Genomic DNA, 19,021 nt, shown 5'->3' with positions numbered 1-19,021 from the left:
AAAAGGGTCCCATTGATGAGGTTTGCAAAATTTGCTTACATTTACAAAACGACAATGCATACATTTATGGTGGACATTTTGCTACTCGAAGATGACAGGGTTCTTTCTACTGAAATCAAATCCTTTTTACTAAGTCAGGACTTCTCTTGTGACCAGGCCTTTGATGGCATTGAATTTTTGGCACGGACGCATCAAAAAAAATACGGCTTTTACCTGCTAGACATCAATGTTCCCAAGATAAACGGTTTAGAAATCTGCAAGAAAATACGAAGTCATGATGCGCTTACCCCGATTATCATTCTCTCCGCCTATGATGACATCGACGACAAAAAGGAAGCTTTTCTCCGTGCCGCAGATGATTATTTAGTCAAGCCTTTTGTGTTGGATGAGTTGTTGATGCGCATCAATTCACTTCTTCGCCGACATCAGCACAATGAGAGCAATAGCCCCAAGACATTGGTCATCGATGATCTGATTATTTATCCTGAAGAGGCCAGGGTACTGCGGTCAAATGAAGAAATCAACCTGACGCAAAAGGAATTTCAGTTGCTGTTGATATTGGCACAGGCCAATGGACGTACCTTATCCAAACAGCATATTTCCGAAGAAGTATGGCAGAATCAATTTCAGACAACACAAAATACCATCGAAGTTTACATCAATTTTTTACGTAAAAAAATTGATAAGAATTTTGAAAATAAGCTTATCCACACCAGACCTGGATTTGGCTATTACCTCGCTGCGGATAAATGACTTTAAAAAAGAAAATAGCGATCAGTTTTAGTATTGCGTTCTCCATCCTATTCGGAATCGCGATGCTCATTATCTATTATGCCAGCGTTGATTTCAGAAATGATCAATTCCGCCAGCGTCTGATCGATAAACTGGATTATATTTCACATTATATCGCAAATACCCCTTCTTTTGACCGCGAATCGTACAAAACTTATTTTCAGGATATTGAAGATGGACTCTTTTATGAGGATGTCATTATTCTGGACAAGCATAAAAAACTTATTTTCAGCACGGTAAAAGACAAAACAATTACCTGGAATCAGGCGATTATTAATCGTCTGGACAATGAAAAACGAATCTTCTACAAACAGGACCAATATGAAATATTGGGCAAATACTACCTGATCAACAAACAGACTTACTACCTTTTGGTTAAAGCCCAGGATTATTCTGGGAACGAGAAACTAGATCACCTGGCCATCGTCTTAACGATCTTATTCTTACTGAGCACTTTGCTAATCTGGATCTTTAGCTACAATCTTATTCTTCGTTTATTACATCCTTTGGATAGACTCAAAAAAGACATCACCCAAATCAATGCCAGTAAGTTGACCAACCCGGTTAAATATGCCGGAAATACGGATGAGATCGCGGTATTAACCCAAGCATTCAATACTATGCTGAAACGGCTGTCCAGTGCTTTTGAATCCCAAAAAGAATTTAACTCGAGTGCTTCCCATGAGCTGCGCACACCACTGGCCAGAATGTCATTCCAATTGGAAAACCTCCGGCATCAACAACAGCTTGATGAAGATGTCAGCCACGTACTTGACAATATCGCAAAAGAAACACAGCATCTTTCTGAAGTCACAAGCTCGCTAATGCTCCTTTCAAAATTTGATTCGGCCACACTCCAAACCACTTATCAGGAAGAACGGATTGACGAGATCATTTTTACGGCATACGAAAAGGTCGCAAAAGCCTTCCCTGATCTGCAGCTTGATTTTTCTATTAAAGGCATCGCAGATCCTAAATTGACCCTCGTTTGTTCGGCGCAGTTGATTGAAATCGCTTTTGTCAATCTATTCAAAAATGCAGCGCTGTATTCCTATCACCCTGAAGTAAGTGTTGTTATCCATGAATCTCCGACGCAACTGAAAGTATTGGTAACCAATCATGGAGCTGCGCTGAGCACCACTGATCAAAAGCGTATTTTCGATGCGTTCAGCCGTGGCGAGAATGCCTCAGAAACCACCGGATCGGGCTTAGGGCTGCGGATCGTCAAACGCATTATGGATTCACATCAGGCCAGCGTCGAATACAAAGCCAATACACAGCAGCCGGCTCATACATTTACACTCCGATTCCCTAAGTCAACCACCGAAAACAGCGATTTCCTACCCCTCCAATAGGCAGCTGAGGTAAAGAAAGATCACATTTTAAGCTTTTTTTAAGTATTTATTAAGGGACTTTTAATCTGTGCCCGCGTTCTTTGTTGCATAAGATTCGATCATGATGACAAAGAAATCCTTGCTATTTTTGCTGTTTTTAAATTCCGTTGCATTCGCGCAACAGCAACCTGCGATAACCTACGATGCTATGCATTCGGAAAATACAACTGCCCGTTCTGAAAATACAACTGGCAAAACAATACAGCAGTCTTCTGGCCGGAAAATGACGCTTCTTGAATGTGAAGAAGCCTTCCGAAAAAACAACCTCTCCTTATTGGCGCAACAATATGATATCAGTCAGGCCGAAGCAGATGTCATTCAGGCCAAAATCTGGGAGCTTCCGCAATTGGAAGTCGCCGTCAATGCTTATGATCCACAAAATAAAAAGGCATTCCATGTGGGGGGATCAAAAGATGCCAGCGTATCCCAATTGCTTTATCTAGGTGGAAAAAAGAAAAATGAGGTTGAGTTTGCCAAATCAAATGTCGAGCTTTCAAAACTTCAATTCAGCCAGTTGCTGGCCAGTCTACGGGCACAACTAAGGACAACATTCTATTCTCTTTATTTCGAACAGCATAAACTGGCAGACATCAATGTGCAATTGGATTACCTCAACAGCCTGTTGACAGCCTATAAGGAAGAAGGCAAAAAGGGAAACGTTTCACTTCGGGACCAAGTTCGTCTGCAAACCATGGCCATCGATCTCACCAACGAAAAAACGAGTGCCACCAATACAATTATCGGTATGCAACAACAATTAAGGGTACTGCTCTCCAATCAGGAAGATGTGCTCCCCAATCTATCGGATACGGAGGCAGATCGGGAATTGGCAATCAGACCTACAATGAGCATGGACAAGATGTTTGACCTCGCACTTGAAAATAATGCCGACTATCAATTTGCGTTAAAAACTGCCGAAAGCTCACAGCTTTTTACCAAATGGCAAAAATCCCTGAATACACCCGATATCAATCTAGGCATAGAATACAGCCAAAACGGAGGAACATTTCACAATGAACTGAATCTCAAAGCAGCGATTCCACTTCCACTATGGAAACAAAACAAGGGAAATATCATCAAGGCCAAATATGCCGAAGAAGAAGCCAAAAAGAATATCGAAGTACAGCGACAGCTATTGGAATCGCAGATCCGTTCCAACTATCAGTCTTGGGAAAATCAATACAACCAATATTTCACTATTACGGCTGACGACCTACACAATATTGCTGTAGTCTACGATGGTGTGTTCAGCAATTTCAGAAAAGGAAATATCTCGCTAGTTGAGTTCACCGATTTTATGGATAGTTATCGGATATCTATCCTCAAACTTTATGATATGAAAAAAGAAATTATCCTCAATGCCGAGCAGCTTAACTACTTGGCGCAAACCCCTATATTCAATTCAAGCCATGTCAACTAAACAACTTCTCCTAAGCACTGTGGCCATCGTATGCTTATACGCCTGCCAGAATCATAAAAAAACCGACAATTCAGCGATTGTCAAAGGTTTTGAAATCAGCGAAACGATGCTCAAATCGACAAGTTTTGCCACGGTAAAAAAAGAAAATGTAACGGAGGAACTAAATTTCTTCGGTAAGATATCAGCCGATCAGAACAATTACATTGACATCTTTCCACTCGTTGGAGGGAATGTTGTATCCGTCAATGTATCCTTGGGTGATTATGTACATAAAGGTCAGGTACTCGCAACAATCAGAAGTACAGAGGTTGCGGGCATACAAAAAGATCTATCCGATGCGAAAACGGATGTGCTGCTTGCCGAAAAGAATTACCGTGTTGCAGAGGATATGTATAACGGTAAATTGAGTACTGACAAAGATATGCTTGAGGCTAAAGGGCAATTGACCAAAGCCAAGGAGCAACTGCGCCGTTCAGAGGCCGTCAGTCAGATTTACAATGTTCGTATGGGTAATATTTACTCCGTTGTATCCCCTATTGACGGATATATCGTCCAAAAAAACATCAATAAAGATATGCAATTGCGTAGTGACCGCAGCGACAATATCTTTGATGTCGCCAACACCAAAGACGTCTGGGCAATACTCAATGTCAATGAAACGGATATCGAAAAGATTAGCATGGGCATGCCTGCCGTTGTCTCCACATTGAGCTATCCCGACAAAAAATTCGAGGGAAGTATCGACAAAATCTTTAAAATCATTGATCCACAAACCAACGCCATGCAGGCGCGCGTCGTCCTGGATAACAAAGATGGCCTACTTATTCCGGATAGTAAAGCCACGATCAAGCTACTCCATCACTCCAATACACAGGCACTGGCCATCCCTTCGGATGCGGTCATTTTTGATCAGAACAAGTATTTCGTGTTAATCTACAAATCACAGAATGACATCAAGATCCACGAGATCCAACCCATGAAACAAAATGTAGAAACCACCTATGTTAGTACTGGGTTGCAGGAGGGAGAGCAAGTGATTGTCAACAACAAGCTTTTGATCTATAGAGCATTGAATAATTAACCCGTGTTAGCTTTTTACGAGAATGAACAAATTCATTAAAAATATCATTGCCTTTTCCATAAAAAATAAAGCGTTCACCTTTATTTGGGTTGGTATTTTGGCTATTGCTGGCTTTATTAGTTTCAAAAGTATGCCTATTGAGGCATTTCCAGATGTAACCAATACACAGATTACCATCATCACCCAATGGAATGGCCGAAGTGCTGAAGAGGTAGAACGCTTTGTGACCACTCCTATTGAATTGGGCATGAGTCCCGTTCAGAAGAGAACCAGTATCCGCAGTACGACCATGTTTGGGCTTTCCATTGTCAAAATCATCTTTGATGACGGGGTAGATGATACTTTTGCGCGCAATCAGGTCAACAACTTGCTGCGTTCGGTCAGTCTCCCTGAAGATATAGACCCTGAGGTGCAACCGCCATACGGTCCGACAGGAGAAATATTCCGGTATACCTTGCATAGCGACCAACGAAATTCCAGGGATCTATTGACATTACAAACTTGGGTTATTGACCGGGCATTGAGAGGTGTTCCAGGGGTTGCCGACATCAATGTGTTCGGTGGCCAGGATCTCGTTTATGAGATCAGTACCGATCCCATCAAATTGGACAAATATAATCTTACGCCCCTACAGGTTTACGATGCAGTCAGCAAGAGTAACCTCAATGTCGGTGGTGATGTAATTGAAAAAAGTGGACAGTCCTATGTCGTACGTGGTATCGGTTTGGTCAACTCCATCAATGACATCGAAAACATTACGGTGATCAACGAACGTGGAAACCCTGTATTCGTCAAAAATGTAGCGGAGGTCAAAGAAAGTTCCATGCCCCGGGTAGGGCAAGCCGGTTTTGGCAAAAGCGATGATGTTGTTGCCGGTACGGTGGTGATGCGTAAAGGAGAAAACCCCAGGGAGGTACTGACTGCCGTAAAAGCAAAAATTGCGGAACTCAACGACAAGATATTGCCCAAGGACGTCAAAATGCAAACCTTCTATGACCGCGACAACCTGATGGATTTCACAACCCACACGGTCATGCACAATTTGATCGAGGGTATTGTACTGGTCACCCTGATGGTATTGCTTTTTATGGCCGACTGGCGGACGACAGTAATCGTTTCCATCGTCATTCCGCTTGCCTTGTTATTCGCATTTCTATGTCTTAAACTGGCGGGTATGAGCGCCAATCTGCTCTCTTTGGGGGCTGTGGATTTCGGAATTATTATCGATGGTGCCGTAGTCATGGTCGAGGGTATATTTGTGATGTTGGATCATAAGGCCCATAAACTGGGGATGGAAAAATTCAACAAAATGGCCAAGGCAGGATGGATCAAACAGACCGGTACCGGGTTGGGAAAAGCCATTTTCTTCTCCAAACTAATTATCATCACCTCCTTGATCCCTATATTTTCCTTCCAAAAGGTGGAAGGCAAGATGTTCTCTCCTCTCGCATTTACCCTCGGTTTTGCCCTATTAGGTGCACTGTTATTTACACTGACCCTGGTGCCGGCACTATCCCATATCCTGTTAAACAAAAATGTCAAAGAACGGCGTAATCCCTTTGTGGAGTTTTGGAACAGAATCGTAGCCAAAAGTTTTGGTTTTACCTTTAGAAATAAACGTCTGAGTTTAATTGTATCACTGGTCATACTGGGCACGGTGCTATTTTCTGCTAAATTTCTAGGAACTGAGTTCCTGCCTACATTGAATGAGGGTTCACTTTGGGTGACCGCCGAAATGCCGATGAGTACTTCCCTAAAGGAATCCATCAAAACGACCAAAGTATTAAAAACGACATTGGAATCCTTTCCAGAAGTAACAGGTGTATTATCGCAAACCGGACGGAGCAACGATGGAACAGATCCAAATGGTTTCGGTTTTGTGCAATTTGCTGTAGCACTGAAACCTAAGGAAGAATGGACACGAAAGATTAACATGGATCAACTGATCGAAGAAATGGATCATAAGCTCAAGCAGTATCAGGGCATCACCTACAACTATTCACAGCCCATTTCGGACAATGTCGCGGAAGCTGTCGCAGGATTTAAGGCCGAGAATGGGATTAAGATCTTTGGTGACAACCTCGCTACACTGGACCGCCTATCGAAAGAGGTCTTTGCACAGATCAAGGATATACAAGGGATCAAGGAGCCCGGTATTATCCTGAATATTGGTCAGCCGGAGGTCAGTGTTATCCTGGACAGAACACGCATGGCGGCATTTAATGTGCTACCGGCCGATGCCCAGGCGGTATTGGAAATGGCTTTTGGAGGAAAGACTGCTTCAGTATTATACGATGGGGAGCGCAAGTTTAACATTCGCCTGCGTTATGCACCAGAATACCGGAAGACAGAAAAAGATATTGCTCAGCTGATGGTTCCCTGTGGTGATGGTACCTTGATCCCCCTAAAAAGTATCGCAACAATAGAAAAGGACAATGGTGCAGCCTTTATTTATCGGGATAATATCAAACGCTATATCGGTATTAAATTTTCCATCCGGGATCGTGACCTGGGGAGTACCATTGCCGAAGCACAGCAGAAAGTCAGCAAGATCAAATTACCCGATGGTTATTCTATCGGCTGGACCGGTCAGTTCGAGAATCAGCAACGGGCGACACATCGCCTGGCGCAGGTGGTGCCGATCAGCTTGGTTTTGATCTTCTTCTTATTGTTTATCTTATTCGGCAATATCAAAGATTCTTTGCTCGTTCTAGCCAACGTTCCTTTTGCACTGATCGGCGGAATTATTGCGCTGCATGTGACCGGCATGAATTTCGGGATCTCCGCGGGTGTGGGCATGATTGCTTTATTCGGGATATGTATCCAAAATGGTGTTATCCTGATTTCCGAATTCCATCAGAACAAAAAAGATGGCCTGCCCAACGATCAATCTATTTACAAAGGGGTCAAATCACGTACCCGGCCTGTGGTCATGACGGCATTAATGGCTTCAATTGGATTGTTGCCAGCCGCACTCTCTACGGGTATAGGTTCGGAATCGCAAAAACCGCTAGCGATCGTCATTATCGGTGGACTGATATCCGCCACCATCTTGACTTTGCTCGTGTTCCCAATCATCTATGATATCTTCAATCGGACTGAAAAAGTACAACGAAGAGTCGGGGTTTAGACCGTTAACGGTTATCGATACTGCTTACACCGTGAGGTGTAAGGCAGTATTTCTTTTCGAGATACATGTTGGTGTAACATTTGTATCTATTCAGGGCATAAAGTTTCAAAAACAACAAAAAGCCCTTAATTTTACAACAAATTATCGTCCAGTTGGTATTATTCCATACTGGATCAATAAACAAAATATATGACTATTCTCACCTTTACACTCATCCTCCTTTTGGGTGCTTTTGTTGCGGGACTCTTAGGATCGCTGACAGGCTTGGGAGGAGGGGTCGTCGTCATTCCATTGCTGACCCTTTTATTTCATGTCGATATCCGTTATGCCATTGGGGCCGCATTGCTGGCTTCCATTGCCACCTCATCGGGGGCTGCTACAGCCTATGTCAAAGAAGGGATTACCAATATCCGGCTCGGCATGTTTTTGGAAATTGCGACCACAATCGGTGCTGTCATCGGTGCCGTTATTGCAATCTATATGCCTACCAATACGATTGCTATTATCTTTGGTGTGGTACTGATCTTTTCAGCCGCAATGACCGTGCGCAAGAAAAATGAACATGCCTTTTCCGGCGGTTCAGCTTTAGCCGAAAAGCTAAAATTGAACAGTACTTATCCATTGGATGGCAAACTTGTTTCCTATAAATTGACCAATGTGGTCGGTGGATTTTCATTGATGGGTGCCGCAGGTATTCTATCAGGTTTGTTGGGTATCGGTTCGGGCTCCCTGAAAGTACTCGCCATGGATAGCATGATGAAAATTCCCTTTAAAGTCAGTACCACCACGAGTAATTTTATGATCGGAGTGACAGCCGCAGCCTCAGCTGTGGTCTATCTACAACGGGGCTATATGGATCCGGGGATTGCCTTTCCAGTCATTCTGGGTGTACTTTGTGGTGCTATTACGGGTTCAAAGCTTTTGAAAAGAATGAATCCCAAGACCCTACGTATTATTTTTGCCGTCGCCATCACATTGGTCGCACTGGAAATGATTTTTAATGGATTTCAACATAAATTTTAGGCGAATAAGCTTTACACATTTGATATTCGCCAGTATCACACAGTCGAATATCAGTTTTGAACAATGTAAGCTCAATTGTACAGAAAAATTAATACGCTCGTTTATGCCCTTGGCAATAGACATTTAATAAATAATTATTTGCAGATGAAACAGGTATTTTCAAAAAACTATTGGAGCGATAAGGACATCTCACTTTTGGTCGGACAGATTTTACGGACAGGTGTTATCCTGGCCTCCTCCGTGTTAGTGATCGGTGGGATCTGGTATTTGATCGTCCACGGACAGGATGCAGTACCCAACTATAAAGATTTCGTCGGTGAGGGCAAATCCAATACAACTATTAGCGGTATTATCGTGGGAGCATTCAACAAAAATATTCCCCAAATTATACAACTCGGGGTTTTGCTTTTGATCTGCACACCGATTGTACGGGTGATCGGCTCCCTTTTTGGTTTCGTTATCGAAAAAGATAAGCTCTATATCGTCATCACATTGATTGTGTTAACGGTTATTATAGGCAGTATATTGAGCGGAGTCAAGGGATAATACAGTTCGGATTTCACTCCCTTATCTCTTGGCTCTAAGCCAGGTCGATTTCTCCAGTGCATATTCAAAATTCTTCCGTTCGGGTTCGTTGACATAAGACACCATTTTTTCGGCGACTTTACTTGCCCCTAGACGTTCGACAGCTTTCTGCGAACGGAAATTTTCGGCACCTACGTGTAAATAGATCTTATCCACAAAATTAAAGGCAAAGTCAAACATCATTTCTTTGACCAAAGGATTGATACCCGCCCCCCAATAAGCCCTTGCATAGAAGGTAAAGCCAACAAAAATAGATTTTTCGACCTCATTTAAACCATAATATCGCGTGCTTCCAATGCATTCCCCCGTCGTTTTATCCAAAATAAGATAAGCTGCTTTGCTCTCCAATGCAGCATCAAAAAAAGACCGAAAAACCTCCTCTTTCCAGCGGTCTTTGTTGGGATGCTGCTCCCATATTAATGGATCTTTAGCTACTTGATAAAGCGTATCAAAATCACTGGGGTCTATCAACTTTAATACGACCTTATCATTTTCAAGTTTATTCGGTGCTACAAACTTCATTAGAACATGTTTAACGTTGGACTTCTACCAAAATTTTAAATTTCATTAAAAGATACCAATTATTGATGAAACTAAGTTGAATTACGTTTCCTGTTATTCAAATATTACACCAAAATGTCCAATTGACAGATTAGGATAACATATCTTTAATATTACCATCGATAACAGCTTTACCGACAATGAACAACGAACGATACAATGGATAAAAGATGTCTAGTTTTTTTGATTTTCATCATTTTGTAATTGTATCACCACTGGAGATACAAATTCGACTTGGGTATAAGTTTCGTAAAATTGTATCCTTCTAACTGCTAATTCTACTTTATAAAGCGCAATTTTTCGTATTTTACACCCTAATGGAACAGTTCAAGGAATTTGTAAAACAACGCATCAATGTCAGCGAAGAAGAATTAAATGATATTGTATCACGTTATCATGTCAAAAAAATCAAGAAGAAGGAATATTTTTTAAGGGCAGGTGAAGTCTGTCATTATGAAGCTTATGTTGTCAGTGGGCTGTTTAAGTCATTCTATGTCACGGCTGATGGGATAGAACATATCCTTCAATTTGCCATAGAAGACTGGTGGGTGGGTGATATTGCCAGTTTCAACTATCAGGAACCGGCTTTACAAAATATTCAGGCACTCGAAGATTCAGTTGTACTCACACTGTCGAAAACAGATAAGGATAAACTTTACGAAGACCATCCGATTTATGAAAAGCTTTCCAGAATTATGGCCCAGCGTGCACAGATCGCATCCCAGCACCGTATTATCTCCAGTATAGGTTTTACGGCTCAGGAACGCTATCTGGATTTTATCAAGCGCTATCCTAAAATATATCCCAGAATATCCAATATGCAGCTGGCCTCCTACCTTGGGGTGACGCAGGAGTTTTTGAGCCGCTTAAAAAGACAAATTTTAAAGCCTAATCGAAATTCTTGACCTACATCAATTTTTTCTATTCAGGTTTATCCCACCTTTGCAGAAGCTTGTTCAAACAAACATTTTGAACAATTAAACGTTTGATAAATAAACAAATAGAAAACAACATGAATAGATTTTTCCAATTTTTAGCAGTGGCAGCGTTAATGGTTAATGTTGCTGTAGCGCAGGTAAAATGGTCTGCTGATCCGGGACATACCAATGCAAGATTTGATGTAAAACACCTTGGTATCAGTTTTGTCGATGGTCAATTTACCAAAGTGGAGGGAACAGTGGAAACTGCAACCGCTACAAGTTTCAACAATGCAAAAGTAAACTTTTCCATTGATGTCAATAGTGTTGATACACGTATTGAAGCACGTGATAATCATTTAAAAACAGATGATTTCTTCGCTGCAGACAAATTTCCTAAAATGACCTTAAAATCTGTCACCTTCAAAAATGCGAAAGTGAAAGGTAAATATATTATGGTGGCAGATCTGACCATCCGCGACGTAACTAAAAAAGTAACTTTTGATGTCACTCAAAATGGTGGTGTTATTACCGATCCTTGGGGAAAAACACGTGCAGGCTTTACAGCAAAAACAAAAATTAACCGTCAGGATTTTGGCATCAAATACAATGATAAATTACCTTCAGGTGTAGAAGCAGTTGCTTCTGATGTGGACATTACTGTCAATACCGAATTGGTTTTGAACTAGGTAAAGATTTTTAAATCACACAACCTGAAAGTGGCTACCCAATATTTGGATAGCCACTTTTTTTGGCTTACTACTACTCAGCCATAAGCTTGCCGTTCTCATTCTCGGGCGAATTTCTTTTTACCTTACAAGCCTTTCAATAGACCACCATCCAGCGGAATATTGGCTCCGGTAAGATAGTTGGCGTAGGTCGAGCAAATAAAAGCGACCAGGTACCCATATTCCTCAGGCTCACCCAAACGAGCCGCCGGCACCTGTTTTAAGCGCAATTGCAAAGCCTCCTCATAGGATATACCCAAGCGCTGTGCATCCATATTGGTCAAAGACTGAATTCTTTCGGTATCAAACAGCCCTGTTAATATACTATTGACAGTCACGCCTTCCTTTGCTACATCATCTGAAAGCGATTTGCTCCAGCTTATCAGGGCGGTGCGGATGGTATTTGATAAAACCAGATTAGATACGGGCTCTTTTACAGTGGAAGACGATACATTGATAATGCGTCCATAACCATTTGCCAACATATAAGGTAAGGCACAAGAAGTCGTATAACAATGATTCTGAAATAAAAGTTCAAAGGCATGCTGGTAGTCCGCCAGATTTTTCTGATCAATCGTTCCCGCTTGTGGTCCGTTGGAATTATTGACCAGGATATCCACCTTGTTTGATTCAAAATAACGATCTATTTGTACTTTATAGTCTTCATGATCATTGTAATCGACCAGAATATATTGATGTACCTGCCCTTTTGAGCTGTCCAGGCTTTCCAAAGTATGCTTCAATTTCTCCTCACTACGTGATGCTAGGGTAACCGAGACACCACAGGATGCCAAAACTTTGGCAATCCCGGCACCGATGCCGGCAGAACTTGCGCCAATCAGGGCTTTTTTTCCAATTAGATTGATTTCCATAACTATTTCGTATGCTATTAACTTATACCAGCTAATTCGTTGTGTGTATGATTCAAAAATATAGATAAACTAGGGAAGGTCATTTAATCATTATCTTTTGCCCGGATCATGGCAATAAATAAATAGACCGCAAAGACCCATGCCGAGCCCAGGCATATCCAGGCAAAAACGGGAATGCCCCACCATTGCGGTTCAATACGTGCGACAATTACCATTCCCCCCAATAAATTGAGTGACATAAACATGATTCCGATCACAATACGGTTGACCCCTTTACGGAGTATGGCATTGAAGGAACGGGCACTGATCAGACGATGATTCAAGGTGAAATTTCCCGTACGGAATAGCCGTACTAAAGCCCGCATATCCTCCGGAAGTTTTTCGACATCCCGGGCGAAAGATTCTATCTTATGTTTTCCCTTCTTGAAAATAGCTTCTGGCGATAACCGTTCCATCATGATCCGTCGGGCAAAAGGCTTAATACTCTCCATGATATTCAGATCAGGATAAAGTTGGCGACCGATTCCCTCCATCAAAGAAATACCTCGCATGAGCTGATAGATATATTCCGGGAAATACAAGCGATTGTCACCAATGATCTTCCAGAGTTTATTGAACAGCAGATCGAGGCTGAGATCACCTAGGGAAACATTATCGATCATGTCAAATATTTCATATAGGGATCGTTCAAACTGATTTCGGTCAGGGATATGACTCACTACAGCCACGTCCTCAATGACATCGGCCAGTCGGACTGCATCCTCGGAAATCGCTGATTGGATAAACTCCTCAAGCTGTCGTCGGTCAATTCCGAGCAATTTACCCATGTTGCCAAAGTCCAGAAAGGCAATACGCCCATCGGGCATTACCATCATATTACCAGGGTGCGGATCACCGTGAAAAAAACCGTGGATAATCACCTGTTCCAGATACAGATTGGTCCCATTTTTCACCAAGGTTTCCACATCCATTCCCCGTCGTTTAATTTCCACAACATCTGTCACTTTGAAACCATCCAGATACTCCATACAGAGCACGCGATCAGAGGAGAGATCAGGGTAAACTTTGGGCACCTTGATCAGTTTGTTGCCTTTAAAATTTTTAGCAAAGCGTTCGATGTTATGGCGCTCAATGACCAAAGACATTTCCTCTTGCAGGGTCATTGCAAAAGACTCTACAATCAGGGAAAGGTTGAGATTTTCCAGTGCGTCATTGTACATGGTCAGAATCTTGGCGATATCACGCATGAGCGCAAGATCTACACGCATGACCTCATCTATTCCCGGTCGACGGACTTTTAAGACAACATTTGTGCCGTCTTTTAATGTCGCCCGATAGACTTGAGCAATAGACGCTGCGGCAAAGGGCTCCGACGCGATGGTCTCAAATTGTTCGGTGATATCTAATCCGAGTTCTTCAGCGAGATATTCCTGAATGTCGACTTCAAAGGGTGGGACATTATCTTCGAGCTTTTTGAGTTCCTCGACAAGATCTTTGGGGAGCAAACCTTCGCGGGTGGAAGCCGATTGCCCCAACTTGATAAAGGCCGGCCCGAGCTCTTCCAAAGCCATACGGATACGCGTATATACACTGATTTTATCAACATCTATATTACGCTCTAAGCTCGCTCTTGCCCCTTTCCATGGCAAACGGGCAATGGCATCTTTGAAACCATATTTTGCTAATATGCTTAAGATTTGGGAACTACGTTGTAACTTCTTGGTCGGATTGTACATCATGGACAAGGATTTTCGATAACAAGATACGAAATATCCAAGTTCAAAAAACACAAAGACTTTACCTTTTTCGCATCAACACCCCTATTCCGCTTCCATCTGATCCAGGTTTTCTCTGATCTGTTTGACATAATCCCCATAATAGGCACGGATCATAAATTCGGTAATCAACACGATAATAACGATCGAAATAAGTGCAGAAAGGATCATCCATAGTATAAAATTGGGATCTTGCTGGAGGGTCTGTCTGAAGTGATATAATTTCTCAAACCAGGTGATTGCTCTATTTTGGCCAATCATAATGAGGTAAAGAAACAAGGCTTGCGGAATCATCACATAGGCAACGATACGATACGTCTCCACGGCATATTTGAGATCATAATAAAGCTTGAGAAGATGCTCACGGGATGCCAGAAGATCAATCTGCTTGGCACTTTTGATCAGGTAATAGAACCTACGGTAATATAGCAGGCTCGACAGCGAGATCTGCACAATAAAAAAGTAATACGCAAAAGCTGCATACCCCGAGATTTTATAAATAGGTAGCATGGGTACAGCAATCAGAAAAAACATGCACACCACCCAGGAAACAAATTCACGTTTGATATTGCGTCTCAGTTTGGCCATGATATTGCCGACCTCCTTATAATGTTTGAGATTTGGATTTTGTAGATCCTCATCTGTTGGCTGTTCCTGCCAAGATTTTTTTAATTCATCAAAATTCATAATTGTATTTTTTAATGATTTGTTGAATCCGTTCTTTTGTACGATTTAATTTGACCCGTGCATTGACTTCAGATATACCAAGATGCGCCGCAATTTCACGATGGCTCTGACCTTCCAAAAACAAAAAGATCAATGCTTTTTCTACAGCATTCAGTTCATGCACCGCCTGATAGAATATTTTTAGCTGTTCGTCTTTATCCGGATTATAAGATTCGTCGGGAAAATCATGCCGTTCTTCCAGGCTATCGTAAATCTGATGTTTTTTCTCTTTCTTTAAAAATACCATCGCGGTATTCAATGCAACACGATACATCCATGTTGAAAATTTACTTTGCTGCTTAAACGTTGCGTAGGATTTCCAGAGCTGATACACAATTTCCTGATAAAGATCTTGCCGTCCATCATGGTCATCCATATACATACGGCTCACCTTGACGATAATTCCTTTATTTTCGTCAATCAACTGAAGAAATTCTGTTTCCGAATGAGCCAATGGTAAATTTTCTTTTAAGATCTTTTCAGGTAATAAGTATAGCAAACAAACAAAGTGTTACAGCTTAATTTAAAAATATGTAAATTGTTCATAAAAAGGAGGCAAATTACAATAATAATTATGGAAAATATATTTTATGAGGGACAGGTCATCTGGGCACAAATAGATGCCAATCGGCACATGCGCCATTCTGCCTATGCCGATATCTGTGCGCAGGCACGGAGTAATATGTTGAACAAAATGGGCTTTTCTTTGGACAAGTTCGCCCAGTTTCATATCGGACCGATCCTATTTCGGGAAGAATTGATCTACGCGAAGGAGGTTCATCTGGATGAATACGTTCAGGTAAAAGTGGAACTGACCAAATACAATAAAATCAATAGTCGATTTTCTTTTGTTCATAAGGTCTATCGCAAGGATGGCATATTATGCTGTACAGTAAACGTTGATGGTGCCTGGCTTGACTTAAAGCTGCGAAAATTGACCAAGTTACCGGAAGAAATGGAGCCCTATCTAGCCAAAGTACCGCGTGCAGTGGGATATGAAGAGATTGGATAAAAAAATCCCTCGGAATATTTTTGTATTCCGAGGGATCAAAACATAAACTAACCTAAAAAACTATCTTATTTGAGTAAACTGACCATCGGTCAGGATGAGCTTATCATATGATCTTTATATTTATCATATGAGCAGCATGAACTATTTTACTTCGATCAAACGCTTTGCAATAATGGCGTCTTCTTTCTTGCCAACAGTTAAAATCAATATTCCACCCTCATAGGCTGCTTCAATATTGCTATAGTCAACCGTTTCAGGCAAGGTAAATGATCTTGAAAATGAACTATAATTGAATTCCTTCTTGCTATATAGTTTTTCTTCACTTACTTGCTCTTCTTTTTTCTCTGCTGAAATAGTGATCAGATTTTTATCTACATTGATTCTAAAATCTGATTTATCCAATCCTGGAGCTGCCATTTCGATCTTAAATGATTTTTCAGACTCCGAAATATTCACCGCAGGAACACGTGAAACTAAACGATCTGAAATAAAATTATCATTAAATAGATTGTCAAATACAGTATTTACAAATGGGTTTACTGCGTCGGTATTCAAACTTTTTGTAGGGAATTTAATTAATGCCATTTTTTGTCCTCCTAATTTTTTTATTTTTTGTTAAGCTTTATTTTCTAACTCTTTTCTAGGGGATATTCAATTCACGTACCAGTCGCAAAACAGAGACAAAATGTCATTTTTGGATAATTTAAAACGTCATTTTGACATACCTTATTTAAAACCCTCCCAAAAAAGGGGGCGACATTGTCATTGTGAGGAAACCAAGATCCCTCTATCCGATATAGCATTAACGTAGCAGTAGGCAAACTGTTTTCAGGCGGATTTAATTTTACAAAACATTAACCTTGGAGCTTTACCCTTCTGGTTCTGGTCTTTCTTGTTGTTCCAGTGCGCTAATCAGCAAAAACTTAACAGCATCGTAGATATAATCTTTTGCCTCTGCATAGGAAACATCATAAATCCGTGATACCAAAGCATCATATTGGGGAAAGGGGGAAAATAGTTTAGCATAATAAGCATCCAGCTGCGCATGAGTGGGTAATTCAAAAGCCAGGCGAAGTTGAAATCGCCGAATAATTGCTGTATCCAATATCTCGGGATGGTTGGTTGCCGCAATCAATACAGCTTCGTTGGGAAAATAGTCGATTAGTTGGATAATCGTGTTCACCAGGCGGCGCATCTCTCCTACATCTTTCTCTTCACTGATCCGCGCTTTTCCGATCTGGTCAAATTCATCGAGAAACAGTACAGCTTTTTCACGTCCAGCCTTGTCAAAGACCTGCTTGATATGCTGTGAAGTCTCACCGATGCGGGATGAGATCAAGTTACTCAGATTCAAGATATAGATCGGTTTGTCGAGTGCTGTCGCCAGCGCTTTTGCCGTCGTTGTTTTTCCGCAACCTGAATAACCGTGCAATAGAATCTTGTTGCTTACAGGCAGACCATATTGCGAGAGCTCTTGAATATAGCGATGTTCCTTAATCAACTGTTGCAGTTTCTGCCGACTATCTTCCGCTAAAAAAACATCTTCTAATGCTATCTTTTCCTTATCGGCTATAACAAGATCGTAAATATTCATCTTAACAATTTGACACTTTTATACAATGGATCCACAAATTTAGGCTGGTATTTCAAACTTTCGCTGGTCCAGTTTGAAAATTAATCATTCAGGTATTTCAAACCAACCTGCGAATAGGATAAATCGCCGCCAAAAGGTGGATTCGATTTGCGAATGACAACCTCGATCATTTCGGCATGCGGCACCCCTAACCGAATCTGTTCCAATATTTCCGCAGCTGCAGATTCCAGCAGTTTCCGTTTGGGCTGCATCACACGTGCAGTGATCTGGTATAGTTCTTCATAGTTTAGCGTATTACGCAAATCTTCGGTTTCTGTATTATGAAAAGGGAAAGAGACATCAATAGACACAAAAAATTCATTCCCGAGAATCTGTTCTTCCTCGTAATAGCCAATTGGCGCATAAAAACGCGCTTCTTTCAATGAGACTGTCTGTAAAATGGTTGCCATGCACAAACCTAAGCAAATTGTTCCAAATCAAAAAACCTACACTTTCAACGAATTCAATAGCATCAGACCAGAGCAAAAATCTCGTCCAGCCAAAAGCAGACACTTAAATAGATCCTATTTTAAAATTATAATTGTATATAAAAGCAAATTTTCCTAAGTTTAAATACACCAAAAACCCAACAGATGAACTTTTCTTTATCTTCGGCACTAAGCCTGGCGATCTTATGCGGTTCCAGCGCAATCCATGCCCAAACAAATATGAAACCCAGCGATACAGAATATTACAAACCTGTTCCGCCAACAGTAACACTTAACAAGGGAATCCCAAGTGATGCCATTGTTCTTTTTGACGGTAAGGATCTGAGCAAATGGAAGAGCGAAAAGGGAAATGCAAATTGGACAGTAGCCAACAATACGCTTGAAGTAAAACCTGGAACTGGAAATATCGAGACAACCGAACATTTCGGTGACTTTCAACTCCATATTGAATGGAAGAGTCCCGAGCTAATCAAGGGTGAAGGACAAGGCAGAGGGAATAGTGGCATTTTCCTGCAGGGGCTCTATGAAATCCAGGTATTGGACAACAATAACAATCCGACCTATGTTAATGGTGGTGCGGGAAGTCTTTACAAACAACGTCCGCCGTTGGCTCAGGTCATCGTAACGGACAAATGGCATGTGTACGATATCATCTACAAGGCTCCCCAGTTTAACAAAGACAGTCTATTGATCAGCAAAGGCACAGTCACTGTTCTCCATAATGGCGTCCTTGTCCAGAATAACACCCAGATTGATGGCACAACAGAGTACATAGGACTTCCGAAACAACTGAGCCATGGTCCCGGCCCCATTATCCTGCAAGATCATGGTGATCTGGTCCAGTTTAGAAATATCTGGCTCCGCAAACTATAGATCGACACAACAATTTCAGTTAGACAAGCAACAATTCTGTACTAGGTTTT

The 19,021-nt window shown here is 41.4% G+C and carries 19 protein-coding genes; 11 read left to right on the top strand and 8 right to left on the bottom strand.

The window, feature by feature from the left end:
• The first annotated feature begins 54 nt into the window (after nucleotides 1-54).
• The 7 genes from OGI71_RS24265 (at nucleotide 55) to OGI71_RS24235 (ending at nucleotide 9,386) form a co-directional block, all read left to right on the top strand.
• Entirely contained in the window at nucleotides 55-753 is a 699-nt protein-coding gene (locus OGI71_RS24265) for a response regulator transcription factor (RefSeq protein WP_282252616.1), read from the top strand.
• Nucleotides 750-2,147: a HAMP domain-containing sensor histidine kinase gene (locus tag OGI71_RS24260; RefSeq protein WP_282252615.1), complete on the top strand. Its 1,398-nt coding sequence runs from the start codon at nucleotides 750-752 to the stop codon at nucleotides 2,145-2,147. The genes OGI71_RS24265 and OGI71_RS24260 overlap by 4 nt, the downstream gene beginning before the upstream one ends.
• 100 nt (nucleotides 2,148-2,247) lie before the next feature.
• Complete coding sequence (locus tag OGI71_RS24255; protein ID WP_282252613.1) at nucleotides 2,248-3,606, top strand: TolC family protein; 1,359 nt, start codon at nucleotides 2,248-2,250, stop codon at nucleotides 3,604-3,606.
• The gene (locus tag OGI71_RS24250) at nucleotides 3,596-4,687 is read left to right on the top strand and encodes an efflux RND transporter periplasmic adaptor subunit (protein WP_282252611.1); all 1,092 of its coding nucleotides are present in this window, start codon (nucleotides 3,596-3,598) and stop codon (nucleotides 4,685-4,687) included. Before OGI71_RS24255 ends, OGI71_RS24250 begins: the two co-directional genes overlap by 11 nt.
• A gap of 22 nt (nucleotides 4,688-4,709) precedes the next feature.
• Nucleotides 4,710-7,817, top strand: coding sequence for a CusA/CzcA family heavy metal efflux RND transporter (locus OGI71_RS24245; RefSeq protein WP_282252610.1), 3,108 nt, complete (start codon nucleotides 4,710-4,712; stop codon nucleotides 7,815-7,817).
• A 189-nt stretch (nucleotides 7,818-8,006) separates the two neighbouring features.
• The gene (locus OGI71_RS24240; RefSeq protein ID WP_282252609.1) at nucleotides 8,007-8,840 is read left to right on the top strand and encodes a sulfite exporter TauE/SafE family protein; all 834 of its coding nucleotides are present in this window, start codon (nucleotides 8,007-8,009) and stop codon (nucleotides 8,838-8,840) included.
• 144 nt (nucleotides 8,841-8,984) lie between these two features.
• Nucleotides 8,985-9,386 carry a DUF1634 domain-containing protein gene (locus OGI71_RS24235; RefSeq protein WP_282252608.1) on the top strand — a complete coding sequence of 134 codons (402 nt, stop codon included), beginning with the start codon at nucleotides 8,985-8,987 and terminating at the stop codon, nucleotides 9,384-9,386.
• Between the two features lie 21 nt (nucleotides 9,387-9,407).
• On the opposite strand, the gene OGI71_RS24230 is transcribed toward OGI71_RS24235, so the two are convergent.
• Entirely contained in the window at nucleotides 9,408-9,947 is a 540-nt protein-coding gene (locus tag OGI71_RS24230) for a GNAT family N-acetyltransferase (protein WP_282252607.1), read from the bottom strand.
• Between the two features lie 356 nt (nucleotides 9,948-10,303).
• Here OGI71_RS24230 and OGI71_RS24225 point away from each other — a divergent pair, with 356 nt between their 5' ends.
• Both OGI71_RS24225 and OGI71_RS24220 read left to right on the top strand, forming a co-directional pair.
• Complete coding sequence (locus OGI71_RS24225; RefSeq protein ID WP_282252606.1) at nucleotides 10,304-10,891, top strand: Crp/Fnr family transcriptional regulator; 588 nt, start codon at nucleotides 10,304-10,306, stop codon at nucleotides 10,889-10,891.
• Nucleotides 10,892-10,998: 107 nt separating this feature from the next.
• Nucleotides 10,999-11,592, top strand: coding sequence for a YceI family protein (locus OGI71_RS24220; RefSeq protein WP_282252603.1), 594 nt, complete (start codon nucleotides 10,999-11,001; stop codon nucleotides 11,590-11,592).
• 125 nt (nucleotides 11,593-11,717) lie between these two features.
• On the opposite strand, the gene OGI71_RS24215 is transcribed toward OGI71_RS24220, so the two are convergent.
• From OGI71_RS24215 to OGI71_RS24200, 4 genes are all read right to left on the bottom strand, one after another.
• Nucleotides 11,718-12,503 (bottom strand): SDR family oxidoreductase, encoded by a 786-nt coding sequence (locus OGI71_RS24215; protein WP_282252601.1) that lies wholly within the window; start codon nucleotides 12,501-12,503, stop codon nucleotides 11,718-11,720.
• Nucleotides 12,504-12,586: 83 nt separating this feature from the next.
• Nucleotides 12,587-14,242, bottom strand: coding sequence for an AarF/UbiB family protein (locus OGI71_RS24210; RefSeq protein WP_282252598.1), 1,656 nt, complete (start codon nucleotides 14,240-14,242; stop codon nucleotides 12,587-12,589).
• An 81-nt stretch (nucleotides 14,243-14,323) separates the two neighbouring features.
• Nucleotides 14,324-14,965, bottom strand: a complete 642-nt coding sequence (locus OGI71_RS24205; RefSeq protein WP_282252597.1) for a hypothetical protein — start codon at nucleotides 14,963-14,965, stop codon at nucleotides 14,324-14,326.
• Entirely contained in the window at nucleotides 14,955-15,503 is a 549-nt protein-coding gene (locus OGI71_RS24200) for a sigma-70 family RNA polymerase sigma factor (RefSeq protein ID WP_282252596.1), read from the bottom strand. The genes OGI71_RS24205 and OGI71_RS24200 overlap by 11 nt, the downstream gene beginning before the upstream one ends.
• A 75-nt stretch (nucleotides 15,504-15,578) precedes the next feature.
• Between OGI71_RS24200 and OGI71_RS24195 the strand changes: the two genes are divergently transcribed.
• Nucleotides 15,579-16,016: a thioesterase family protein gene (locus OGI71_RS24195; protein WP_282252594.1), complete on the top strand. Its 438-nt coding sequence runs from the start codon at nucleotides 15,579-15,581 to the stop codon at nucleotides 16,014-16,016.
• A 141-nt stretch (nucleotides 16,017-16,157) separates the two neighbouring features.
• Here OGI71_RS24195 and OGI71_RS24190 read toward each other — a convergent pair whose 3' ends face one another.
• From OGI71_RS24190 to OGI71_RS24180, 3 genes are all read right to left on the bottom strand, one after another.
• Complete coding sequence (locus tag OGI71_RS24190; protein ID WP_282252592.1) at nucleotides 16,158-16,601, bottom strand: Hsp20/alpha crystallin family protein; 444 nt, start codon at nucleotides 16,599-16,601, stop codon at nucleotides 16,158-16,160.
• Nucleotides 16,602-16,884: 283 nt separating this feature from the next.
• On the bottom strand, nucleotides 16,885-17,610 hold the full coding sequence (locus tag OGI71_RS24185; RefSeq protein WP_282252591.1) for an ATP-binding protein: 726 nt from the start codon (nucleotides 17,608-17,610) through the stop codon (nucleotides 16,885-16,887).
• An 80-nt stretch (nucleotides 17,611-17,690) separates the two neighbouring features.
• Nucleotides 17,691-18,059 carry a dihydroneopterin aldolase gene (locus tag OGI71_RS24180; protein WP_282252589.1) on the bottom strand — a complete coding sequence of 123 codons (369 nt, stop codon included), beginning with the start codon at nucleotides 18,057-18,059 and terminating at the stop codon, nucleotides 17,691-17,693.
• A gap of 183 nt (nucleotides 18,060-18,242) precedes the next feature.
• Between OGI71_RS24180 and OGI71_RS24175 the strand changes: the two genes are divergently transcribed.
• Nucleotides 18,243-18,971 (top strand): DUF1080 domain-containing protein, encoded by a 729-nt coding sequence (locus OGI71_RS24175; RefSeq protein WP_282252587.1) that lies wholly within the window; start codon nucleotides 18,243-18,245, stop codon nucleotides 18,969-18,971.
• The last annotated feature ends 50 nt before the right edge of the window (nucleotides 18,972-19,021 follow it).

The organism is Sphingobacterium sp. ML3W, from assembly GCF_029542085.1.
Classification (GTDB): domain Bacteria; phylum Bacteroidota; class Bacteroidia; order Sphingobacteriales; family Sphingobacteriaceae; genus Sphingobacterium.
The sequence above is the reverse complement of the archived record's forward strand: the minus strand, read 5'-3'. Positions and strand labels throughout refer to the sequence as shown.

Bases quoted from the DNA above. Each gene is read 5' to 3' on its own strand.
- OGI71_RS24245 (WP_282252610.1), top strand. From the start codon at position 4,710: ATGAACAAATTCATTAAAAATATCATTGCCTTTTCCATAAAAAATAAA.
- OGI71_RS24225 (WP_282252606.1), top strand. From the start codon at position 10,304: ATGGAACAGTTCAAGGAATTTGTAAAACAACGCATCAATGTCAGCGAA.
- OGI71_RS24190 (WP_282252592.1), bottom strand. From the start codon at position 16,601: ATGGCATTAATTAAATTCCCTACAAAAAGTTTGAATACCGACGCAGTA.
- OGI71_RS24250 (WP_282252611.1), top strand. From the start codon at position 3,596: ATGTCAACTAAACAACTTCTCCTAAGCACTGTGGCCATCGTATGCTTA.
- OGI71_RS24215 (WP_282252601.1), bottom strand. From the start codon at position 12,503: ATGGAAATCAATCTAATTGGAAAAAAAGCCCTGATTGGCGCAAGTTCT.
- OGI71_RS24220 (WP_282252603.1), top strand. From the start codon at position 10,999: ATGAATAGATTTTTCCAATTTTTAGCAGTGGCAGCGTTAATGGTTAAT.
- OGI71_RS24240 (WP_282252609.1), top strand. From the start codon at position 8,007: ATGACTATTCTCACCTTTACACTCATCCTCCTTTTGGGTGCTTTTGTT.
- OGI71_RS24195 (WP_282252594.1), top strand. From the start codon at position 15,579: ATGGAAAATATATTTTATGAGGGACAGGTCATCTGGGCACAAATAGAT.
- OGI71_RS24255 (WP_282252613.1), top strand. From the start codon at position 2,248: ATGATGACAAAGAAATCCTTGCTATTTTTGCTGTTTTTAAATTCCGTT.
- OGI71_RS24265 (WP_282252616.1), top strand. From the start codon at position 55: ATGCATACATTTATGGTGGACATTTTGCTACTCGAAGATGACAGGGTT.
- OGI71_RS24210 (WP_282252598.1), bottom strand. From the start codon at position 14,242: ATGATGTACAATCCGACCAAGAAGTTACAACGTAGTTCCCAAATCTTA.
- OGI71_RS24185 (WP_282252591.1), bottom strand. From the start codon at position 17,610: ATGAATATTTACGATCTTGTTATAGCCGATAAGGAAAAGATAGCATTA.
- OGI71_RS24230 (WP_282252607.1), bottom strand. From the start codon at position 9,947: ATGAAGTTTGTAGCACCGAATAAACTTGAAAATGATAAGGTCGTATTA.
- OGI71_RS24175 (WP_282252587.1), top strand. From the start codon at position 18,243: ATGAACTTTTCTTTATCTTCGGCACTAAGCCTGGCGATCTTATGCGGT.
- OGI71_RS24205 (WP_282252597.1), bottom strand. From the start codon at position 14,965: ATGAATTTTGATGAATTAAAAAAATCTTGGCAGGAACAGCCAACAGAT.
- OGI71_RS24260 (WP_282252615.1), top strand. From the start codon at position 750: ATGACTTTAAAAAAGAAAATAGCGATCAGTTTTAGTATTGCGTTCTCC.
- OGI71_RS24180 (WP_282252589.1), bottom strand. From the start codon at position 18,059: ATGGCAACCATTTTACAGACAGTCTCATTGAAAGAAGCGCGTTTTTAT.
- OGI71_RS24235 (WP_282252608.1), top strand. From the start codon at position 8,985: ATGAAACAGGTATTTTCAAAAAACTATTGGAGCGATAAGGACATCTCA.